We start from the raw sequence: 23,103 nt of genomic DNA, 5'->3' as shown, positions 1-23,103 counted from the left end.
ATGGAAAATAAAATTTTTATAATTGGAATAGGTCCAGGATCAAGTGAATATTTAACTAAAAAAGCTATTGACACAGTAAAATCCAGTGATTACACTGTGGGAAGTACAAGAGCAATAGAATTATTTGACAACATTAACAATAAAATTGCATTTAATGTGAAAGACTTATTAGATAAACTTAAAAAAGGAGTAGATTTAGCTATTGAAGGAAATAGTGTATCAATATTATCTACAGGAGACCCTGGATTTTCAGGTGTTTTAAATACTGTTTTAAGAATAGCTAGTGAAAAAAATTTCCCAAAAGAAAAAATTGAAGTAATACCTGGAATCAGTTCTCTTCAACTAGCTGCTGCCCGTAACCACATACAATGGGATAATGCAAATATTATGACATTCCACGGAAGAGAAAATACTGAAGACATATTGGAAGTTATAAATAATAGTAAAACAACAATTGCACTACCTTCTAAAAAAGTTAAAGATATGGCGCAATTTTTATTAGATAATGGAATATCTGAAAGTAGAAAAGTAGTTGTCTGTGAACGTTTAAGTTATGATGATGAAAAAATTGTAGAATCTACATTAAAAGATATTGCAAATAGTGAATTTACTTATATGTGCATTATGATTATATATTAGAAATATTTACTCTTAAAATACATTTTAAAAATCATTTACCATTTAATTTTAAAATTAAACCTTTTATAATCTATTAATCATAATTTAACTGTTAATTTTTTTAAAAAAAGTTAACAGTTGGTAGATATTATGATTAGAAAAATAAGTATGATAGGTTTCATTTTCCTATTTATTTTTTTAACAGGCACTGTTTGTGCCACAACAGCTGAAAATGAAACTCAAACATTAAATAACAACTTAGAAATACCTTCTGAAATTCAAACAAAAGAAGCAATATCTTCAGATAATGACATTTCAAAACCTAAAACCAGTACAATAATTAGCTCACCACCTGTTGAAATGTATTATAAAGACGGAAGTAAACTCATAGCAACTCTAACAGATAATAACAATAACATGCACCATCCAATAAGCAATGCCAAGGTAATAATAAATATTAATGGAATAAATTATACTCGAATAACTAATTCCAACGGTCAAGCAATATTATCTCTAAATTTAGAATCTGGAGAGTACATTGCAAATGTGATATTTGAGGGATGTGATTTTTACCATTCTGCAAGTTCCATATCTAAAATAAATATCAAATCTACAATAAATGGAGGAGATCTTACTAAATATTACAAAAACAGTTCACAATATTATGCAAAATTCAGTGATAATCATGGGAATCCTATAGTTAATCAAGAAGTAAATTTTAATATAAACGGAGTATTTTACACAAGAACTACCAATTCAAATGGACTAGCTAAATTAAATATTAATCTAAATCCAGGACATTATATTATAACAGCACACAATCCAAAAACTAATGAAGAAAAATCCAATAAAGTAACAGTTTTACCAACAATAAGTGCAAACTCAAATTTAGTTAAATATTACAAAAACAAGAAAGCATATTCTGTTTATTTACATAATCCTAATGGCAGTTATTCCAAATATACAAATGTAAGTTTTAATATAAATGGAGTATTTTACACAAGAACTTCAGACAATACAGGTTATGCATCATTAAATATTAATTTAAATCCAGGACATTATATTATAACTGCGATACATAATAACTGTCTTGTTTCAAATAATATTACAGTTAAATCAACAATAGAAAGTAAAGATTTAGAAATGAACTATAAAGATGGAAGTGTTTTTAAAGCATTCATAACAGACAACCAAGGAAAACCAGTAGGTGCTGGTGAAAACATTACATTTAATATAAACGGAGTATTTTATAATAAAATTACTAATTTAAACAGTATTGCATCTTTAAATATTAATTTAAATCCTGGAGAATACATAATAACAACATATCACAACAATACGCAAATTGGAAATAAAATACTTATCCACAATATAACAAACACATCAAAAGAATTAAATAACGAATTTACTTATGAAATAGCTATTCCCAACTATGTAAATGTAACACTTCCAAAAGTAGAAGCTAAAAATAATTATAGTGTAAAATTAGGAGAAAAAGGAATTGTAAAATTACCAAAATATCAAATTTTCGAAGTTAACAATGGATTAAAAAAATTTACACTTACGAATTATGTAATAGAAAATAAAACCAGTGTTCTAATAAATGATAAATATATTTTTATACCTTTTGGAAAAGATAAACTTAAAACAGGAAAAACAATCCGTATTCAAAAAGACAGTGGGATTTTAATCCATTCTAATGAAAATTACACTTACATCAAATATTATAACAAAGCTGAAAGACATATTGGACAATTTGGAGTTACTATAAATAAAGAAGGTAAAATAGCTGAAAGAATCAATTATATTGAAAATGGTGAGATAAGAGCAAGTATTTTATTTAATACAACTGGTTTTGATGAATATGGAATTAAATATAATTTAGCACTAGCTAATAATTTAAATCCTGAAAACAGTTTAAATTTAAATTATGTTAAACTTACAAACAATAAAATAAACCCTATAAAATTTACATCAACTAATAAAACAATAAACTTAAACTCCAATCGAGAAAACATCATTGGAGACATAACTAATGAAAAAATCAATACTATTTTCAAAACAAAAAACAATCTCATTGAAAAAGTAGAAACAATAACTTATGGAACTCATCCAAAATATAATTCAAATAATAACTTTGAAATACTTCAATCATATGCTATTATTAATTCTAAAGTCACCTCACAAGATATAGAAAATTTAGCTTTTGGACTTGATTATTTAACTAGCTATACTTTAAAACATACACAGGGAATGTTTTTAGCTGGATTAAATACTGCATTTCTAAGTGACATCAATGCAGACCAATATTCCAAATATTATAATACTTCCTGGCAACGAACAAAAACTGCAGTTATTCTAGGAGGAATTAATAATGATAAACTTTATCTTCACATTGCTAATCCAAATATGGGGTTAGATGTTAGTGGAAAGAACACAACTCAAATAGCTGAATTTAAATTTGTAAATTCATTATTACTTTCTAAAATAGAACAAATGGTAATGAGTCCAGTTGGAGATATTTATAATGCAAATATCACCAGTTCTTTTGATGAAATAATAAATGGTCTTTTAAAATCTGAAGTTAGTTTTGTTAATAAAGGAGATTTATTATACATACTCTGCGAAAATGGAGATAAATCTGCACTTATTATAAATACTACAACAGGAATAGCTAAAACTGTTTTATTTGATGATGAATTTGCATATAAAGGAGTTACACAGAAAACAGATAACAGTGAATGTACTATCTGCATAATTCCAAAATTATTTGAAGAAGTTTTAAATGATGAACTAAAAAATCTTGAAAAATACATTATTGCTCATCTAGATAACAGTATTGGGAATATCCTAAAAAATATCCAACCTACAATTAAATTAAGTTATACTATTGGAAATATAGTCCTAAAAATCATTGGAGGAAGTATTGGTGGAGCTGCTTCTGTGATAATATTTCCAGCTACTTTTGCAATATTATTCCAACAAGGAGCAAACACGTATAGAACTACATATGTTGATGAAAAAGATACACATTACTGGTACTCCCATTTTAGCGCAAGTAAACCTGGATACTTCCAGGACACTAAAGTATTTTTAATTCCAAAAGAAGATGGTACAACAGATTATGTAGAAGTACATATCAATCCAGATAATTCTTTAAATCGTAGTCAAGCAAAATATATAAGCAAAGGTAATACAAGAAACTTAAGTGTAAGTGAAACATATAAATATTTTGATGAAGAATCTTGGACTCCATTTAATGTTCCTCAAAAATTATGGAAAACATAGTTGGCGATATAAATGAAAAGATGGAATGAAATAAAAAATAATGTTCAAAATAAACCCAAAATATTAAAAATAATCTATGTTCTTACACTCATAGCATTTATTTTAATAATATGCAGATACTGCGGATTGCAATTTTTAACTAATGTGAATTTAGATCTTATATTTGTATTATTATTAATTATTTTACTTGTAGGTGATGTGTGTTCAGAAATATAAATTAAAAAAGTTAAAAAAATAATTTTAACTTTTTATTTTCTTTTTTAAAGTTGAATAGCTTTTTGTTCAACTTCGTCATTATCTTGATCTTCATATAATATTTTAGCTAAATTTAATAATTTTTCTTGACCTTTAACTTCATCTTTAAATAAAGGAACTTGAGCTACTACTTGTTGTGAAAATTTTTGGTCAATTAAAGCTAAACGTTTTTGTTGTAACTTATGTCTAGAATGACAGAAATCACAATCAGCAATATCTGGCATTACTTGATTTACAATTACACTATCTACAGTAATATCATAATGTTCTAAAGCACCTAATGCTCTTTCAGATTCATAAATAGACATTTCTTCAGGAATTACAACCATTTTAAATGTGGTTCTGTCTGGATCAGATAAAACTTTTTTAGCTTCATCAATTTGTTCTTTAGTTCTTTTTAATTCCTCACTAGTTTGTGGATTATCAGCAGCATCCATAAATGGAATAAGATTTTTTAAGGAATTAGCTGCAGAACCTAATTTAGCTTTAATCATCATCATTTTACCTACCCATGAATCCATAACATCTGGGAATGATAATAATCTTAAAGTATGTCCTGTTGGTGCAGTATCAAATACCACTACATCATATTCATTTGAAGTCATGACAGACATAAATACTTCAAAAGCTGCTGCTTCATCAGCACCAGGTGCATCTGCTGCCATATCCATTTGGTCAGATAATAAATCTAATCCCATTAATTTTTCAGAAGTAGAATTAGCTTTTTGAGCATCTAAAACTGCTTGTTTTTGAGCCATTGCTTCATCAGGATCAATTTCAACTGCAAATAAATTTGTTTTGATTTCTCTAGGATAATGGCCAATTGGCACTTCTAAAGAATCAGATAATGAATGTGCAGGATCTGTTGATACAATTAATGTTTTTTTACCTTGTTCAGCCAACCATAATGCTGTTGCTGAGGAAATTGAAGTTTTTCCAACTCCTCCTTTTCCTCCAATAAATATAAAAGTTGTTTTATCTTTGTTAAATTTAAAATAATCTTTAAATGCCAAGAAAATTACCTCCTTATTAAAAAGTTAATTTTAGTAACTAAAAGTAATTTTATAATTTTTTAATATATAAAGATTTACTATCTAATATATAAGTTAAAAAAATCATAATAATTATCATTAAAAAATTACCAAAGGAGCGTACTAGCATGAGCGAGCTTCCAAAATTAGATACTAAAAAAACAAAAGAAAATATAATTAAATTTATTCAAGATAAAGTATCTGAAGCTAATGCAAAAGGACTTGTTGTTGGATTAAGTGGAGGAATCGATTCAACATTAACTGCATACTTAGCTACAGAAGCTGTTGGTAAAGAAAATGTGTTTGGAATTGTAATGCCATCTACAACCACACCAACAGAAGATAAAATCCATGGAACAGACATTGCTAAAATTTTAGGTATTGATTATAAAGAAATTGCTATTGACAGCATTTTAAATGAATTTTTATCTGTAACCCAATATAAAACAGAAAATGAACAATTAGCTATTGGAAATCTTAAAGCAAGAATTAGAATGTCCATAATTTATTATTATGCAAATTCAAAAAATTACCTTGTAAGTGGAACTGGTAATAAAAGTGAAATACTAATTGGATACTTTACAAAACATGGAGACGGAGCCTGTGATATTGAACCAATTGGAGATTTATACAAAACTGATGTGTTTGAAATAGCTAAATACATTGGAGTTCCTGATGAAATAATTAATAAACCTCCACGTGCAGGTTTATGGAATAATCAAACTGATGAAGACGAAATAGGAATGACCTATGAAAACTTAGATAAAATTCTTTACCAGTATAATGATAAAGAAAATTCAAAAGAAGAAATATCTGAAAACTTAGACATTTCAGACAATGACATTGATATGATTATAAATAAAGTAAAAAGGAATGCGCATAAAAGTAAAGTTCCTGAAAGCCCTAAAAAGAGTATAATGGTGATTTAGTGACAGAAAATATAGAAAAAAAATGGCAGAAAAAATGGGAAGAAGACAAACTTTTTGAATCTGACCCTAATGACAAAGAAAAATTATTCCTTACAGTAGCATTTCCTTACCCTAGTGGAGCTATGCATATTGGACATGGCCGTACATATACAGTGCCTGATGTTTATGCAAGATTTAAAAGAATGGAAGGATATAATGTATTATTCCCAATGGCATGGCATGTAACTGGAGCTCCAGTTATTGGAATAGCTGAAAGAGTTAGAAGAAAAGACCCATGGACATTAGATTTATATGAAAATGTTCATAAAGTTCCTAAAGAAGAACTTCCTAATTTAGCAGACCCAGAATACATTGTAAAATACTTTAGTAATGAATATCATGAAGTAATGCATGATATGGGTTATTCAATTGATTGGAGAAGAGAATTTAGAACAATTGATCCAACTTATAAAAAATTTGTAGAATGGCAAATTGGAAAATTAAAAGATAAAGGATTAATTATAAAAGGTGAACACCCAGTAAAATACTGTCCAAGAGACAAAAATCCAGTCGGAGACCATGATTTACTCGAAGGTGAAGGTGTAGGAGTTAATGAATTAACTTTACTTAAATTCAAAATGGATGATAAACTCCTTGTTACAGCTACTTTAAGACCTGAAACAATTATGGGAGCTACCAACATATGGTTAAATCCAGACATCGAATATATTGAGGTAAATGCTGAAGGTGAACACTGGATTATTACAAAAGAAGCTCATCACAACTTAAAACACCAAATTAAAGATTTGGATATTATTCAAGAAGTAAATCCAAATGATTTAATTGGAAAATTTGTTGAAAATCCATTTACAGGAGATAAATTACCAGTATTCCCAGCTAGTTTTGTAAGTGGTTCATATGGTAGTGGAGTAGTATTTTCAGAACCTGCAGATGCACCAGCAGATTACATTGCTCTTCAAGACTTAAAAAACAACAAAGAATTAATATCCAAATATCATTTAGAAGACATTATTGATGATGTTAATCCTATTAATGTATGTAGTGTAAAAGGATATGGAGAAATCCCTGCCAAAGAAATAATTGAAAAATTAGGTATTAAAGACCAAAATGATCCAAAACTCCACGAAGCAACTAATGAATTATACAAAATAGAACACAGAAAAGGTATTATTAGTGAACATATTCCAGAATATGGTGGTAAAAAAGTATCAGTAGCTAGGGAAGAGTTTAAATCTGATATGATAGCTAAAAACATGGCTACCACAATGTATGACTTTGCTGAAAGACCTGTTATTTGTAGATGTGGAGAAAACTGTGTTGTTAAAATAATGGACAATCAATGGTTCCTTAAATATTCTGATGAGGAATGGACTCAAAAAACTCATGAAGTCCTTAATGGTGAAACAATCATACCTCAAGAAGTTAAAAATAATTTTGAATATTATATTGACTGGTTAGATGACTGGGCTTGTTCCAGAAATGTCGGACTTGGAACTAGACTTCCATGGGACAATCAATGGCTAATTGAACCTCTTACAGACTCAACTATTTATATGTCATATTATACAATAGCTAAATACTTAAGAAACATGAATCCAGATGATTTAAACACTGCATTCTTTGATAAAGTTCTTTTAGATATTGATAGTGATGATGTAAAAGTAGATAGTGAAACTGTAAGTGAAATTCAAAACGAGTTTAATTACTGGTATCCTCTTGATTGGAGATTATCTGCAAAAGATTTAGTTGGAAATCATTTAAGCTTTTTAATGTTCCACCACAGTGCAATTTATCCTAAAGACAAATGGCCTAGAGGAACTGTAGTCTTTGGTATGGGTCTTTTAGAAGGAAACAAAATGTCTTCATCAAAAGGAAATGTTATTCTCTTAAAAGATGCAATTGATGAATATAGTGCAGATGTTGTAAGACTCTTTTTAATGGCATCAGCTGAACCATGGCAAGACTTTGATTGGAGAGAAAAAGAAGTTCTTGGAACTAAAAGAAGACTTGAATGGTTTAAAGAATTTGCTTCTAAAGTAGAAGAAATTAAAAACTCTCCATTAGATTTAACCAATATTGAGAAAGTTGAATTAAGTCGTACAATTGATATCTGGATGTTAAGCCAATTAAATCAACATATTAAGGAAGCAACTGAAGCTTTAGAAGGATTCCAAACAAGAAAAGCACTTCAAGAATCATTATTCTTACTTAAGAAAGATGTTGACCATTACTTATACAGAGTGAAACATTTACTTGACTCACAAGACCCTGCTATTATCTATGTGCTTTCAACTGTTCTTGAAGCATGGATCAGATTACTTGCACCATTTACACCACATACCTGTGAAGAATTATGGGCAAAATATGGTGGCGAAGGTTATGTAAGTCAAGCTAGTTGGCCTGAAGCTGATGAAAGCTTAGTAAGTCCAGAAATTGAAAAATCCGAAGAATTAGTTCAAAATATCATTAAAGATATTAACCAAATTAAAAAGATGGTTAAAGGAGATGTGGAAAAAATTCATGTTTATCTTGCTTCCGATTGGAAATGGGACTTATATGAAATAGCTGAAGAAATTGGTAAACCAGATATTGGTCAAATTATGGGCAGAGCTATTGGAGCTAATATTTACGATGACAAAAAAGAAATAGCTGCTGTAGCTAAAAAAATTGGTCGTGAAATGACTAAAACAAAATATGTAGGTAAAATTGATGAAAATCAAATTATTACAGATGCATTAGATTATATTATGGAAGAAACTGGCGATGAAGTCATTGTACATACTGATGACAGTTATGATCCTGAAAACAAAGCTAAAAATGCAATGCCTTACAAACCAGCTATTTTTATGGAATAAGGATTTACCCTTATTTCACAACTTATTTTTTAAAAATCAAATTAAACATACTACCAACATTTCCCACCTAATTTAATCAGTGTTTGGTAAGTTTAAAATACAATCACCACCATAATTTCTATTAAATAATAAAGATTATTTTAAAAATTTTAATAGGAGAAATAAAAATTGAATAAAAACTACAAAGTATGTATCAGTTTTACTAATTCTTCTATTTGCACTAACAATCACTTCAGCCAGCGCTAGTAATATTGATGTTGGAGGCAATGGGAGCGCTTATACAACAGTTAATGAAGCTGTAATTAACTCACAAAATGGAGATACAATTTACATAGAATCTGGAAATTATAATGAAAATAATATCCAAATAAACCATGATTTAACCATATCTTCAAAAAATAATGCACAAGTAACAATTAATGCAAATCATGATAAAGTATTCACTGTTGAGAAAAATACAAAATTAACATTAATTGGAATAAATTTTATAAATGGAAAATCAGATTATGGAAGTATAATCTACAATAATGGACAGACAGATATAAAAAACTGTACTTTCTCCAATTGTAAAGTAGACAGTTATGGGGGAGTAGTGTTTAACTTAGGAACTTTAAATGTGGAAAATTCCATATTTGAAAATAATTCTGCAAATGGACAAGGTGGATTTTTACATAATGAAGCAGGAACTGTAAAAATTACAGATTCCACATTTATTAATAATCAAGCACCACGTGGCGGAGCTATTTACAACCATCATGGATTTCTAACAGTAGACAACTCTAAATTCCAAAAAAACAATTGTGGTAGAAATGGAGAATTAGGAGGAGCAATTAAAAATTGGGGTCCTGCATCTATTACTAATTCACTATTTGAAAATAATGACGGTGCTCTGGAAGGAGGAGCTATTTATAACTTTTACACATCATTAACTGTTAAAAACTGCAGATTTATCAACAATAATGCAGTTCACGGAAAAGGAATTGAAAATATTCAAAATACATTAAGTTTTGAAAAAGCAATTATAGAATATTGCGTATTCACCAATAATGGAATTGAAAATCAAAATGAAAAAGGAGATGTTATTTTAAACTACAATAATATTTTAAACTCAACAATAATTGGGCAAAATATTGATTATTCATATAATTGGTGGGGAACAAATAATGTAACTAATATAAATGTAAATAATTGGGTAATAGCTACAATTACATCAGATAATTTAATTCAAAACTCAAAAGGAACTATAACTGTAAATTTAAATAATTTCTATAACAACATCACAAAAACAACTAACAGCAAACCTATGAATATAAATGGAGAAGTTATTTTTAAAAGTTCAAATTACACACAAAGTGTTAATTTAAAAAATGGAATAGCTACACTAACTTTTAACACAGGAAATATGGACAATATAACTGCAATTATTGGGAATCAAAAATTTACATTAAATATACTTAAAGTATCAAGTGAAAATCTTGTAAAATACTATAAAAATGACAGTAAATTTGTTGTGAAAACATTAGCTAATACAAGTGTGATTTTTGAAATAAACGGAAAAAATTATACTAGAACCAGTGATGAAAATGGAATAGCTTCAATAGCTATTAATCTCAGACCTGGAAATTATACAATAAAAACTTATACTCTTGGAAGCATTTTAACTAATAATATCACAGTACTTTCAACAATAAATGCTCAAAATATTGTTAAAATGTATAAAAATGGAACTCAGTTTTACGGAAAATTCGTAAAAGGAGATGGAAGCCCATTAGCTAACACAAATGTTAGTTTTAATATTAATGGAGTTTTCTACACCAGACAAACTAATAATGATGGAATTGCAACATTAAATATAAATTTAAGACCAGGAACTTATATTTTAACAGCTATTGATCCATTAACTGGATTAGATATTGCTTATAGTGTTAATGTTTTACCAACTTTAATCGCTGAAAATATTGTAAAAACATATGGAAATGCAACACAATTCCACATAACCCTTTTAAATGAAAAAGGAATTCCTGTAACCAATAAAAATATAACATTAAACATAAATGGAGTATTTTACAATAGAACAACAAATGAATCAGGAATTGCAACATTGAACATTAATTTAATACCTGGAAAATATATTTTAACAGCTACTGATCCATTTAACAATTTAGCTATTGGATACAATGTTACTGTTTTAGAAAAAGATTAATTAAAGAGTTTAAATAACTCTTTAACTTTTTTTATAATTTACGAGCAAAAACTAAATAGCCAGTATGGCCAACCATACGAGTTTTTGGTCTAACACCTTGAGGTCTAACTTCCAAACCTCTTTCAAATGTTTCTAATATTTCAACATTGAAAAAATTAAGTTTTTTAGCTATTCTATAAGCTATTTCTGCTTGATCAATGTATGGTGCATAAACTGCTAACCAACCACCTACTTTTAAAGAATCATAAACATCTTCAAAGATTTCAAAAGGCTTTGGTAAATCTAAAAATATTAAATCAATATCATTTTCATCAATACCTTCTTTAATATCTTTATTTTTAACCTCAATATTTGTAATTCCAAAAGTATCAATATTTTTCTTTGCAACTTCAGCAAAATCTTCCCTTATTTCATAAGTATAAACTTTACCTGTGTCACCTACTACATTACCAAAATTTAAAGCAATGGCTCCAGCACCAGTTCCAGAATCAACAACTCTATCTCCAGAACCTAATCCAGTATATGCCAATACAGTACCAATATCTTTTTTAACTAATATTGAACAACGCCTGTCCATCAAATCTATAAAATCATTAACAGTAGGTTTAACGATTTTAAATGAATGGTCCAAGTGACTTTTAAGTTCATCACCTACTTTACAATTAGCAATTTGTTCTTTAGTAACAATACCTAAGTCACTTTGAAATTCACAGTCTTTTTTAAGAAGATACTTTTTACCACGTTCATCTAAAATCATTTTCAAATTAATCACCTAATTTTCCAATTCTGAAAGTTTTTTTACTCTTTTTAATGTATCTGGATGTGTTGAGAATATTTCCATAAGTTTGTTTGATTTAGATACATTAATATTTGATTGGCTAAGCCTTTTTAATTCTTCATCAGAAATAGATCCATCACCATCAAAATCTACTTGTCTAAAGTCAGTTAAATCCCTATTAGCATTATTTACATCATTTACAAAAAATGCACGTACAGTGTTTACATCATCAATAGTTTCTTTATCACATCTAGCAGCTCCATAAGATAATTTATAAAGAGCTGAAACTAAAGCTGCTGGACGATTTCCATATTCAACACTAGCTTCATCTGCATAATATTCTCTTGTTCTTGATATAAATAATACAAGTAATTGTCCTAGAAGATAGAATACATAACCTATTATTCCAATAATAATTCCCGCATTATTTTCATCATTACGTGAAAACATAAAAGACAATGCAATATAATAACATATCATTGGAACTAAACTTACAATAGCTGTGACAATCATATCATTATGTTTAATATGACCCATTTCATGACCTAAAACTGCTCTTAATTCATCTCTATCAAGTAATCCTAAAATTGGACGAGTAATAGCTATATGTCCACTTCTTTGAGATCTACCATATGCAAATGCATTTGGAATATTTATTTCAGAAAGTCCAACTTCAGGTTTAGGAACACCTGCTTCACGTGCAAGTTCTTCAACCATTTGATGAATATTAGGTGCTTCACTTTCAGATAATGGTCTTACTTTCATAGAATGTTTAACTAAACTTGGACCAAACCAATATTGTGCAGCCACAATACCAATACTTAAAATTAAGTAAAATGATGGTCCGCCAATTCCTAAATAGCTACTAGCTAATAAGACAAGGAAATAAACAATAGTAAACAATATAATCATTGTAAGTACCATTCTTAATTTAAGTTTCCATGTACCTTTCATTAATATACCTCATATTTTTTAATATAGTTTAGATAATTATACTTTATTAACCTATTCTTTTCAGTTACAATAAAAAATTTATTCTTTAAAAAACACAGTTAAACTAATAATTAACCGTCTAAATAGAATTATAACCTCATTTACATCTATATTACCCTACTATATTTTACATATATAAACTTTATAAGTATTAAATTAGACAGTACCAAAATCTTAATTTAATAAAAAATACATAAGTTTTATCAGATTAATTACGGTGATTTAATGAGCGGACCTTGGGTAGAAAAATATAGACCACAAAATTTAGATGATATCATAGGGCAAAAACAAATTGTAAACAGACTTAAAAAATATGTAGGCGAAGAAAGCATGCCTAATTTAATGTTTACTGGACCCGCAGGTGTTGGAAAAACAACTACTGCTATAGCTCTTGTAAAATCTATTCTTGGAGAATATTGGAGGCAAAACTTTTTAGAATTAAATGCATCAGATGCAAGAGGAATTGATACTGTAAGAAATGATATTAAAAATTTCTGCAGATTAAAACCTGTTGGTGCTCCATTTAGAATAATATTCTTAGATGAAGTAGATAACATGACTAAAGATGCTCAACATGCTCTTCGTCGTGAAATGGAAATGTATACTAAAACTGCATCATTTATTTTATCTTGTAATTATTCATCTAAAATTATTGACCCTATCCAATCAAGATGTGCAATATTCAGATTTGGACCAATCAAAGGTGAAGAAATATCAGAAAGACTAAAATATATCTGTACATCTGAAGGATTTGACTATACTGATGAAGGAATTGAAGCTATTAAATACTTTGCAGAAGGAGATATGCGTAAAGCAGTTAATGTACTTCAAGCAGCTGCTTCTGAAGGAGAACATGTAGATGAAGATTCTGTTTATGAAGTTGTTTCAAAAGCAAAACCTCAAGACGTCCACAACCTCATAACCCAAGCATTGTCTGGAGATTTCATGGGTGCACGTAACCTTCTAAGAGAAACCATGGTTTTACAAGGAACTAGTGGTGAAGACATGGTTAGTCAAATCTACCAAGATGTTTCCAAAAGAGTATTTGAAGGTAAAATGGAAGCTGACATCTACATTGATTTAATTGAAGCAATAGCAGATTGTGATTTTAGAATACGGGAAGGAGCAAATCCAAGAATCCAACTAGAAGCTCTTTTAACTCAATTCTTATAAGGTATAGCAATGTTATGGACAGACAAATACCGACCAAAAACATTAGATGAAGTGGTTGGTAATAATAAAGAAAAAGCATTAATCCAAAAATGGGTTGAAAACTGGAAGGCAGGTAATCCTCAAAAACCATTGCTTTTAGTAGGACCTCCAGGAATTGGAAAAACAACCCTTGCACAGGCAATAGCTAGAGAATTTTCTGAATATGTAGAGCTAAATGCAAGTGATAAACGTTCACAAGACATTATTAAACGTACAATTGGAGAATCATCATCTAGCAGATCATTATTTGGAGATGAATATAAGTTACTTATCCTTGATGAAGTAGATGGAATTCATGGAACCAATGATCGTGGAGGAGTAAGAGCTATTGGAGATATCATCAAAAAAGCAAAACATCCAATGATATTAATAGCTAATGACTTTTATTCAAAACGTATTACATCATTTAAAACAAAATGTGATGTTTTAAAAATGAATAAAGTTAGAAGCCCAAGTATAAACAAATTACTTAAACAGATTGCTGCTAACGAAGGAGTTAAAGCAAATCCCGCTGCACTTAAAGAACTAGCTAAAAAATCCAATGGAGATATGCGTTCAGCAATAAACACTTTCCAAGCATTAGCTGATGAAAATGAGGTTCTCGAATTAAAAGATGTTGAAAATATAACTACAAAAGATGACAGATCAACAATAATCAACGGAGTTACAGCTGTTTTAAAAAGTAAAAATCCCAACCATGTAAAAAAAGCATTAATGGTTGAAGAAGACCCAACACTTGTAATGGAATATATTGCTGAAAATATCCCTAGAGAATACACAAAGAAAAAAGAAATTAAAAAAGCATACGAGAATATTGCTAAAGCAGACTTATACTTTGGAAGAGCTAGAAGCAGCAGATACTACGGATATTGGAAATATGCAACAGATTTCATGGGAGTTGGAGTTAGTGATGCAAAAGATGAAACTTATAAAAAGTTTACAAGAATCACTTCCCCTACTACATTTACATTAATGGGACGTAACAGAGGAAAAAGAAACCTTAGAGATAAAATAGCTGAAAAAATGTCTCAAAAAATGCATATATCCCATAGTGTAGCTATTTCAATGTTTCCATATCTTGAAATCATGTTTGAAAATAATGAACTTGCATGGGAAATATCCGACTTTTTAGGCTTTGAAGACGATGAAATCAAACGTTTTAGATCAAGAAAAATACCTAAAAAAGTTATTGAAAAAATGGAAAAACAGAAAGCTCAAAAAAGAGTTGAAATAAGAGATGCTCGCGCTAAGGAAATTCAAAACGGATTAATGGCAGCAATTCCAAATCAAAAATCTAAAGAAACAAAAGAAGAAGAAAAACCTAAAAAAGAAGTTAAAACTAAAAAAACACCAGAAGAAAAACCTAAAAAAGAAGTTAAAACTAAAAAAACACCAGAAGAAAAACCTAAAAAAGAAGTTAAAACTAAAAAGAAAACTGATAAACAAGTTTCTTTATTTAACTTCTAATTCTTTTTCAATATAATTATAAGCTTTTAAAACATTTTCACGATATTGAGGAGATACATCTTCTAAAAATTCCATAAAAGAAGTAGATAATTCATCATAATCCTCAGTTTCCATCTTTTTTTTACCATCCATTTCTAAAAATGAATTAATCCAATTCAAAGGAACATTAATTAAAGGATATATCTCATTAGGCTTTTCATTGAAAGTTAAACCTGTTCCTTTAAAAATATCTGAAAATATATTATTTACTTTATCATCTAAAATAATCGGATTAACAATTACATCAGAATTTCCACTATGAACTAATTTTACACCATACTTACGAGTATAAGGCTCTAAAATAATTTCTATTAACTCATTATTTTCAGGAATTAAAATAGCACTATTAGGTTTTATTTCATCAGCCAAAACTTTAGAAGATTTAGAGCAGATTTTTTGAAATAATGAATTTCTAACAACTTTAATATCCGGATATTCCTTATTAAATGTAGATTGTCTTTTTCTAGAGAATTTAGAAAATCTTAAATTATTAATATAAATTTTATCTTTAGTATAACTAATAAAACGTGTATCTACACCAATTATTTTCAAAAACTTCAATACATCTTTTTTAGATGATGTAAATTCATCTTCATCTCTTTCAATAGCAAAATTAAATATAGAATCCATTTTATCTACTCATAAATTAAGTGTTTTTCTAAGTGTTTTTTCCATCACATCAACAGGAGCTTCTTTTCCAGTCCAAATTTCAAAACTTTCTGCACCTTGATATAACAACATTTTAATTCCATAAACTGGAGTTGCTCCTGCTTTAATAGCTTCATTAAGAAGTACCGTTTCATTAGGATTATAGACAATGTCATTAACTACTAAATCAGAATGCATATCCTCTGACTTGACAATAGATTCATCATTTATATGTGGACTCATTCCTACAGGAGTTGTGTCAATCAAAATATCTGCATCATTTACATAACTAGCTATTTTATCAATTGAATCAAAATTAATATTATCAGTCAGTTTAGAACTTTTAACATCTCTAACTAATAATTCTGCTTTTTTAACATTCCTATTTAGAATATTTATAGATTGAGGATTTTCTTTAGCTAAATAAAATGAAATAGCTCTTGAAGCTCCTCCTGCTCCTGCTACAACAACATTTTTGTCTTTAATTGAAGTTACTTCTTCAATAGCTTTAATACAACCTATCCCATCAGTATTATATCCTTTCATTTCTTTAAAATCAATAGTGTTAACTGCACCAATTAATTTAGCTATTGGATCCAATTTATCCAAATATTTCATAACATTGATTTTATGAGGAATAGTTACATTAAATCCAACAATATTAAGAGCTTTTGCCCCTAAAATAGCTGATTTTAAATTGTCTGGAAAAACATTAAAAGGAACATAAGCATAATCCAAGCCTAATTTTTTAAAAGCAGCATTGTGCATAGATGGAGAAAAGCTGTGTTCTACAGGATGACCTATTAAACCTACAACATTTGTACTTCCATTAATCATATACTAGACATATTTATTTAATTATATAAATATTTCTTTTTACATATATTGAATTATGGATTTTAATATCAACAATTTTAATGAAAGATTAAAAACTATAAAACTTAGAGAATTAATAATTGGTTGTATAGTTGCAGTAATACTTATAACTATTCTAAGTGCAATATTTCCAGCTATTTATGAATCTGATGAATTATGGTTTGATGTACTAACATTATTAATATTAATATTTTTTATTTATGCTTTAAAAAACACGAATGGCTTAAAAAGTAATATTAATAATGTTTTTGAAAAAAATAATAAAAAAGAAATCATATATGTATTTTTAATAAATCTATTTTTTGCAATGATTTTTTTAGCATTACTATCAGGTTTTGATATTGTACTTGGATTTTTAGACCCAAGTTGGGAAACTGGATTTGATTGGGTTTACGAACCACTTACTCCAATTGCATTTATTCTTGATGCTATTGGAACTATTATTCTTGCACCTCTTGTAGAAGAATTAGTATTCAGAGGAGTTTTACTTAACAGACTAAAAGTAAGAATTGGAGTTATTCCAGCTATTTTAATTTCATCTTTTTTATTTGGAATGGGTCATGAATTTGGAGGAATGATAAGTGCATTTTTATTCGGAATTTGTATGTGTATTTTATATTTGAAAACAGACAATATTCTAATTCCAATAAGTGTTCATTTCTTAAATAATTTAGTGGTAACTATTTTAGAATCTAGTAATATAGATGTACTATTATTAGAATTCCCATGGATTATTCCAACATTAATTATTTCATTACTGTCAGCTGTTTTATTGATAATCTATATTTACAAAGGAGTTAAAGAAGTGAAAAATCTTACTTAAACTCCTAATTTACTTATTTTAAACCTAAAAATTAATTGTAATGCTATTTAAAAAAAATAAATAATACATTCAAACACTTATAAATATATCAAATAATAAAATTTATAATATTATGAAATTATTATTAAATTAATGGAGGACCACAATGGAGTTTACAAGACCTAGAGGAACTAGAGATTTTCTTTTTGATGAAATGAGACAAAGAAAAAAAGCAGAAAACATATTAAGGGAAGTATTTGAAAATTATGCATACCAAGAAATTCAAACCCCTTTATTTGAAGAATTAAAATTATTTACAACAAAATCTGGAGAAGAAATTGTAGATCAATTATACAATTTTAAAGATAAATCCGACAGAGAATTAACATTAAGACCAGAAATTACAGCCCCAGTAGCTAGATTATACTTAAATGAGCTTCAAAAAACTGCATCAAAACCTATCAAACTCTATTATTATGGAAGTTGTTTTAGATATGAAAGACCTCAAAAAGGAAGATTTAGACAATTTTGGCAATTTGGTTGTGAATTAATTGGAGCTAAATCACCTCAAGGAGAAGCTGAAGTAATCACAATGTGTGCAGAATCCATAGAAAAACTTGGAATTCATGGAGCTGATGTTAATATAAATCATTTAGGAATCATTCGTGGATTATTTAAACATTTTAACATAGATACTTCAACTCAAAGAGAAATTATGGTGGTTATTGATAAAGGAGATAAAGATCTTTTAAAAGAATCATTAACTGGTGAAAACCCTATAATCAATAATGAAGAATTAAACAATGTTTTATTTAAATTAATTGATTTAGTTGGAGATAAATCCATTATTAAAGATATTGAAGAATTAGTTGCTCCTTATTCAGAAGCACATGATGCTTTAAATGAATTAGAAGAATTAGTTGACACATTAGCTAGTTTTAAAATGGAAAATTATACTTTAAACTTAGGTGTTGCTAGAGGACTTGACTATTATACTGGAATCGTATTTGAGGTTTATATTCCATCTCTCGGAGCTCAAAAACAAGTTTGTGGTGGAGGAACATACAGTTTAATTAAAATCTTTGGTGGTGAAGAAGTAGTTTCAACAGGCTTCGCATTAGGTTTCGATAGATTAATGAATGCAATTGAAGAATTAACTACTCCTGAAGAACTTAAATGTCCAATAGATATTTATATAGCCCCAATTTCTGATGATGTAAGACAAAAAGCATATGAAATAACTCAAACATTAAGATCAAATGGAATAGCCTGTGATGTTGATTTAAATGGTAAAAAATTCAAAAAAATAATGAACCATGCAAATAAAATCAAAGTAAAACAGGTAGCAATTATTGGAGCTAAAGATTTAGAAAACAATCAGATTACCATTAAAAATATGGAAAGTGGAAACCAGGAGTTAGTAGACCTTAACAATGTAGTTGAGTATATTAAAGGTGTATAAACAATGGAAATTAATTTTAGGCATGATATAAATGGTCAAAAAGTAATTACTGCCATTGCTCAAGATTGGAAAACTGGGCAAATATTAATGGTAGCTAATATGAATAAAGAAGCTTTACAAAAGACAATTGAAAGTGGAAAAGCTCATTATTGGAGTACTTCACGTAACCAACAATGGTTAAAAGGTGAAAGTTCCGGACATATACAAGAAGTTAAAGAAATACTTGTTGATTGTGATATGGACGCAATTGTTTTAAAAGTTAAACAAAATGGGGCAGCGTGTCATGAAGGCTATTTTTCATGCTTTTATAGGAAATTAAAAACCACAAATAAACCAAACATTGAAAACTTTAATGAGGAAGATCTTGAAACAATTTTAGAAAGAGTTTTCAATCCAGATGACGTGTATTAAAATGAAAACAATAATACCAGACACAAGTGCAATAATAGAAGGTGCTATAAGTAGAATAATAGCTAAAGAAAATTTAGATTATCCTGAAATTATTGTTCCTGAAGCAGTTGTTTGTGAACTTGAACACCAAGCAAATGCTAATAGAAATGAAGGAATAAAAGGTTTAAAGGAACTTCAAAGATTGCAGGAAGCTCAAGATAATGATGAATTAGCTATAACCTTTAAAGGAAGACGTCCAACTAACTATGATATAAAATATGCTAAAAGTGGAGAAATTGATAGCTTAATTAGAGACTTAGCTAGAAGTGAATTTGGAACATTAGTTACAAATGATAAAGTTCAAGCAGAGACTGCTAAAGCACAAGGAATATCTGTTTATTATTTTAAACAGGAATATCAACACGAAAAATTGTCTATTGAATATTTATTTGATGACAACACCATGTCCATTCATTTAAAAGAAAATGTTGTTCCAATGGCTAAAAAAGGAAAACCAGGACATGTTGAATTTGTAAAAATTGGAGATGAACCTTATACTTACTCAGATATCTCAAACATATATAATGAAATCTTAGAAAAAACTAGACGTGACCCTAAAAGCTATTTAGAATCTAATAAACTTGGATCCACAGTTATTCAGTCTAGAGAATATAGGATTTCCATTGCACAACCTCCATTTTCAGAAGCTTTTGAGATAACTGCAGTTAGACCTGTAGCCAATGTTAGTTTAGATGAGTATAATCTTTCTGAAAAACTAATGGAAAGAATAAGTAGAAGTGCTGAAGGAATACTTATCTCAGGTTCTCCAGGAGCAGGTAAAAGTACATTTGTTCAAGCATTAGCTAAATATTATTCTGAAGATTTAAATAAAATTGTAAAAACCATGGAATCTCCAAGAGATTTACAATTACCTTCCAAAATCACACAATATGCTCCATTAGAAGGAAGTATGGAAAATACTGCAGATGTTTTATTACTTGTTAGACCAGATTATACTATTTATGATGAACTTAGAAAAAACAGCGATTTTAACATTTTTGCAGACATGAGAATGGCTGGTGTTGGAATGATTGGTGTAGTTCATGCAACAAGACCAATTGATGCAATACAAAGAATATCTTCAAGAGTAGAACTTGGAGTAATAACTTCTGTAGTTGACACAAGTATTTACATTGAAGATGGAGAAATCAAAGAAGTTTACGAAACAAGAATGACTGTCAAAGTTCCATCAGGAATGAAAGAAGCTGATTTAGCTAGACCAGTTATTGAAATTCGTGATTTTGAAACTGGTGAACTTAAAAATGAAATATACACTTATGGTGAGCAGACTATTGTAATGGACTTGGATTTAATAAATAATTCTTCAGATGATTTAGCAAATACAAAATCAGCAGTAGACAGATTAGCTGAACAACATATACTTAAAAAAATCAAAAAATTAATTCCAAAATCAAAAATAGGTGTTGAAATAATTTCTCCTCAAAGAGCAAATATTTACATAAATGAAAAATACATTCCAAAAATCATTGGTAAAAATGGTAAGAGAATAGCTGAAATCGAAAAAGACATTGGAATCAGTTTAGGTGTTGAAACATTTGAAAATACACCAGCTCATTCATCAAAAGGGGAAAAATTTGAAGTAGATATTATTCACACTAAAAAACAGTTGATTTTAGATTTAGGAAAATTAAATGGAACACAGAACTTTGATATATTTGTTGGAGGAGAATATCTGCTTACAGCAACAACAAGTAGAAAAGGAGAAATTAAAATAAAAAGAGGTATTGAACTATCTGATATCCTATTAGATGCTATTGAAATGGGATTTGATATAACTGCTGTTAAAAAATAAAGGTGAAATAAAATGAAAATAGGTGCATCAACATTATCTGGATTTAAAGATGATATACAAACAAATTTAGAATATTTTGAAAAATTAGGTCTTGATTATGCAGAAATACTCCACCAATACCCAAATCATAATCCAGATACAGATATTTTTGAAAGTTATAATTTAAAATATACAATTCACTCCCCAATTATTAACCTAAATATAGCTTCATTAACTGAAAGTATTAGACAAGCATCAGTTTTTGAAATTAAGAAATCTATTGATTTTGCAAATGAAATTGGAGCAGAACTTGTTGTTGTTCATCCCGGATCAATCCCATTTTTAGGAAGAGATTTTGAAGATAAAATTTATGAACTAAATAAACAATCCATTAAGGAAATAGGAGAATATGGAAAAGATTTAGGTGTAACTGCAGCTATTGAAAATATGCCTACATTTGAAGGATACATGTACACAAACCCTTATGAATTAAATGAATTGCTTACTGATTTAAATATGAGTATGACTTTAGACATTGGTCATGGGAATCATGCGGGATATGGACCTGAGGACATGTACTTTGATTCAATTAAACACATACATATCCATGATAATAATGGTGATGATGACTCACACTATGCATTAGGTGATGGGTCTATTGACTTAAAACGTATAGTCTCTACTTTTGAAGATAAAAATTATGATGGCATCTACATCATAGAAGTGAATGAAAAGGATTGGGTTAAAAAAAGTTATGATTATTTAAAAAATAACTTTTAAATCCTTTATTTTTACACCTTCCAATTTTAATAACTTAACCTTATTCTCCAAACTACCAGCATATCCAGTTAATTTACCATTAAAACCAACAACCCTATGACAAGGAACAATAATAGAAATAGGATTATGGCCAACAGCACCACCAACAGCCTGAGAAGACATGTTTGAACTTATCTTTTTTGCAATATCCCCATAGGTAACCACTTCACCATAAGGAATTTCTTTAAGCAAATCCCAAACTTTCAACCTAAAGTCAGATCCATGAAAATATAAATCTAATCTAGATAATGATGGATTATTTCCATCAAAATAGCTATCTAACCATCTTTTAGTTTTTTCAAAAATTTCCAAATCATCATTTTCAATAGTTTCCTCATTAAAATTTCCAAAAAAGTGTTTTTGACCATTAATCCATAAACCAATTAATTTATCATCCTTACTAGCTAGTGTTAATTTACCTAATGGAGAATTATACTCAGTTTTATAAATCATGTAGAAAAATATAAATAATAAAATATTTAAAATAATAACTTGGTGATGGGGTTCACCTGAAAAAAAACTTATTTTCAAACCGCAACTACATTTGCTGATAACTCCTATGATAATAAAAAAATTAGGAGGACAA

Annotated in this window: 19 protein-coding genes and 1 riboswitch; of the genes, 13 read left to right on the top strand and 6 right to left on the bottom strand. The window is 28.6% G+C overall.

What is annotated here, in order from left to right; translation table 11 throughout:
• The 3 genes from Q0984_RS00310 (at nucleotide 1) to Q0984_RS00300 (ending at nucleotide 4,122) form a co-directional block, all read left to right on the top strand.
• The gene (locus Q0984_RS00310) at nucleotides 1–639 is read left to right on the top strand and encodes a cobalt-precorrin-7 (C(5))-methyltransferase (protein ID WP_299521861.1); all 639 of its coding nucleotides are present in this window, start codon (nucleotides 1–3) and stop codon (nucleotides 637–639) included.
• Nucleotides 640–768: 129 nt separating this feature from the next.
• On the top strand, nucleotides 769–3,906 hold the full coding sequence (locus Q0984_RS00305) for an Ig-like domain-containing protein (protein WP_299521858.1): 3,138 nt from the start codon (nucleotides 769–771) through the stop codon (nucleotides 3,904–3,906).
• A gap of 12 nt (nucleotides 3,907–3,918) precedes the next feature.
• Nucleotides 3,919–4,122, top strand: a complete 204-nt coding sequence (locus tag Q0984_RS00300; RefSeq protein ID WP_299521855.1) for a hypothetical protein — start codon at nucleotides 3,919–3,921, stop codon at nucleotides 4,120–4,122.
• A 44-nt stretch (nucleotides 4,123–4,166) separates the two neighbouring features.
• Here Q0984_RS00300 and Q0984_RS00295 read toward each other — a convergent pair whose 3' ends face one another.
• A complete protein-coding gene (locus tag Q0984_RS00295; protein ID WP_299521852.1) occupies nucleotides 4,167–5,174 on the bottom strand; it encodes an ArsA family ATPase in 1,008 nt (335 codons plus the stop codon).
• A 146-nt stretch (nucleotides 5,175–5,320) separates the two neighbouring features.
• Here Q0984_RS00295 and Q0984_RS00290 point away from each other — a divergent pair, with 146 nt between their 5' ends.
• The 3 genes from Q0984_RS00290 to Q0984_RS00280 all read left to right on the top strand — a co-directional run bounded on the left by Q0984_RS00290 (nucleotide 5,321) and on the right by Q0984_RS00280 (nucleotide 11,179).
• A complete protein-coding gene (locus Q0984_RS00290) occupies nucleotides 5,321–6,121 on the top strand; it encodes an NAD+ synthase (RefSeq protein WP_299521849.1) in 801 nt (266 codons plus the stop codon).
• Nucleotides 6,121–8,976: a leucine--tRNA ligase gene (gene leuS / locus Q0984_RS00285; RefSeq protein ID WP_299521846.1), complete on the top strand. Its 2,856-nt coding sequence runs from the start codon at nucleotides 6,121–6,123 to the stop codon at nucleotides 8,974–8,976. The genes Q0984_RS00290 and leuS overlap by 1 nt, the downstream gene beginning before the upstream one ends.
• A 592-nt stretch (nucleotides 8,977–9,568) precedes the next feature.
• Nucleotides 9,569–11,179, top strand: a complete 1,611-nt coding sequence (locus Q0984_RS00280; RefSeq protein WP_299521843.1) for a hypothetical protein — start codon at nucleotides 9,569–9,571, stop codon at nucleotides 11,177–11,179.
• A gap of 31 nt (nucleotides 11,180–11,210) precedes the next feature.
• Here Q0984_RS00280 and Q0984_RS00275 read toward each other — a convergent pair whose 3' ends face one another.
• Both Q0984_RS00275 and Q0984_RS00270 read right to left on the bottom strand, forming a co-directional pair.
• The gene (locus Q0984_RS00275; protein WP_299522336.1) at nucleotides 11,211–11,936 is read right to left on the bottom strand and encodes a tRNA (adenine-N1)-methyltransferase; all 726 of its coding nucleotides are present in this window, start codon (nucleotides 11,934–11,936) and stop codon (nucleotides 11,211–11,213) included.
• Between the two features lie 15 nt (nucleotides 11,937–11,951).
• Nucleotides 11,952–12,911 carry a zinc metalloprotease HtpX gene (locus tag Q0984_RS00270; protein ID WP_299521840.1) on the bottom strand — a complete coding sequence of 320 codons (960 nt, stop codon included), beginning with the start codon at nucleotides 12,909–12,911 and terminating at the stop codon, nucleotides 11,952–11,954.
• 264 nt (nucleotides 12,912–13,175) lie between these two features.
• On the opposite strand from Q0984_RS00270, the gene Q0984_RS00265 reads away from it, so the two are divergent.
• Both Q0984_RS00265 and Q0984_RS00260 read left to right on the top strand, forming a co-directional pair.
• Nucleotides 13,176–14,123: a replication factor C small subunit gene (locus Q0984_RS00265; protein ID WP_299521837.1), complete on the top strand. Its 948-nt coding sequence runs from the start codon at nucleotides 13,176–13,178 to the stop codon at nucleotides 14,121–14,123.
• A 9-nt stretch (nucleotides 14,124–14,132) separates the two neighbouring features.
• Nucleotides 14,133–15,629: a replication factor C large subunit gene (locus tag Q0984_RS00260; protein ID WP_299521834.1), complete on the top strand. Its 1,497-nt coding sequence runs from the start codon at nucleotides 14,133–14,135 to the stop codon at nucleotides 15,627–15,629.
• On the opposite strand, the gene Q0984_RS00255 is transcribed toward Q0984_RS00260, so the two are convergent.
• Nucleotides 15,615–16,298: an ATPase gene (locus Q0984_RS00255; RefSeq protein ID WP_299521831.1), complete on the bottom strand. Its 684-nt coding sequence runs from the start codon at nucleotides 16,296–16,298 to the stop codon at nucleotides 15,615–15,617. The genes Q0984_RS00260 and Q0984_RS00255 overlap by 15 nt on opposite strands.
• Nucleotides 16,299–16,307: 9 nt before the next feature.
• Nucleotides 16,308–17,153: a shikimate dehydrogenase gene (gene aroE / locus Q0984_RS00250; RefSeq protein ID WP_299521828.1), complete on the bottom strand. Its 846-nt coding sequence runs from the start codon at nucleotides 17,151–17,153 to the stop codon at nucleotides 16,308–16,310.
• A gap of 55 nt (nucleotides 17,154–17,208) precedes the next feature.
• Between aroE and Q0984_RS00245 the strand changes: the two genes are divergently transcribed.
• The 5 genes from Q0984_RS00245 (at nucleotide 17,209) to Q0984_RS00225 (ending at nucleotide 22,478) form a co-directional block, all read left to right on the top strand.
• Nucleotides 17,209–18,015 (top strand): CPBP family intramembrane glutamic endopeptidase, encoded by an 807-nt coding sequence (locus Q0984_RS00245; protein WP_299521824.1) that lies wholly within the window; start codon nucleotides 17,209–17,211, stop codon nucleotides 18,013–18,015.
• A gap of 145 nt (nucleotides 18,016–18,160) precedes the next feature.
• Nucleotides 18,161–19,456, top strand: a complete 1,296-nt coding sequence (gene hisS, locus Q0984_RS00240; RefSeq protein WP_299521821.1) for a histidine--tRNA ligase — start codon at nucleotides 18,161–18,163, stop codon at nucleotides 19,454–19,456.
• 3 nt (nucleotides 19,457–19,459) lie between these two features.
• Nucleotides 19,460–19,867: a phosphoribosyl-AMP cyclohydrolase gene (gene hisI, locus Q0984_RS00235; protein WP_299521818.1), complete on the top strand. Its 408-nt coding sequence runs from the start codon at nucleotides 19,460–19,462 to the stop codon at nucleotides 19,865–19,867.
• A 1-nt stretch (nucleotide 19,868) separates the two neighbouring features.
• Nucleotides 19,869–21,719 carry a PINc/VapC family ATPase gene (locus tag Q0984_RS00230; protein WP_299521815.1) on the top strand — a complete coding sequence of 617 codons (1,851 nt, stop codon included), beginning with the start codon at nucleotides 19,869–19,871 and terminating at the stop codon, nucleotides 21,717–21,719.
• Between the two features lie 12 nt (nucleotides 21,720–21,731).
• Nucleotides 21,732–22,478 (top strand): sugar phosphate isomerase/epimerase, encoded by a 747-nt coding sequence (locus Q0984_RS00225; protein ID WP_299521812.1) that lies wholly within the window; start codon nucleotides 21,732–21,734, stop codon nucleotides 22,476–22,478.
• Here the strand turns inward: Q0984_RS00225 and Q0984_RS00220 are convergent.
• A complete protein-coding gene (locus tag Q0984_RS00220) occupies nucleotides 22,461–22,970 on the bottom strand; it encodes a methylated-DNA--[protein]-cysteine S-methyltransferase (protein WP_299521809.1) in 510 nt (169 codons plus the stop codon). The genes Q0984_RS00225 and Q0984_RS00220 overlap by 18 nt on opposite strands.
• Nucleotides 22,971–23,002: 32 nt before the next feature.
• A riboswitch (Fluoride riboswitch) is annotated at nucleotides 23,003–23,084 on the top strand.
• Nucleotides 23,085–23,103: the final 19 nt, after the last annotated feature.

The organism is uncultured Methanobrevibacter sp. (assembly GCF_934746965.1).
In the GTDB taxonomy this organism is placed as follows: Archaea; Methanobacteriota; Methanobacteria; order Methanobacteriales; family Methanobacteriaceae; genus Methanocatella.
The sequence above is the reverse complement of the archived record's forward strand: the minus strand, read 5'-3'. Positions and strand labels throughout refer to the sequence as shown.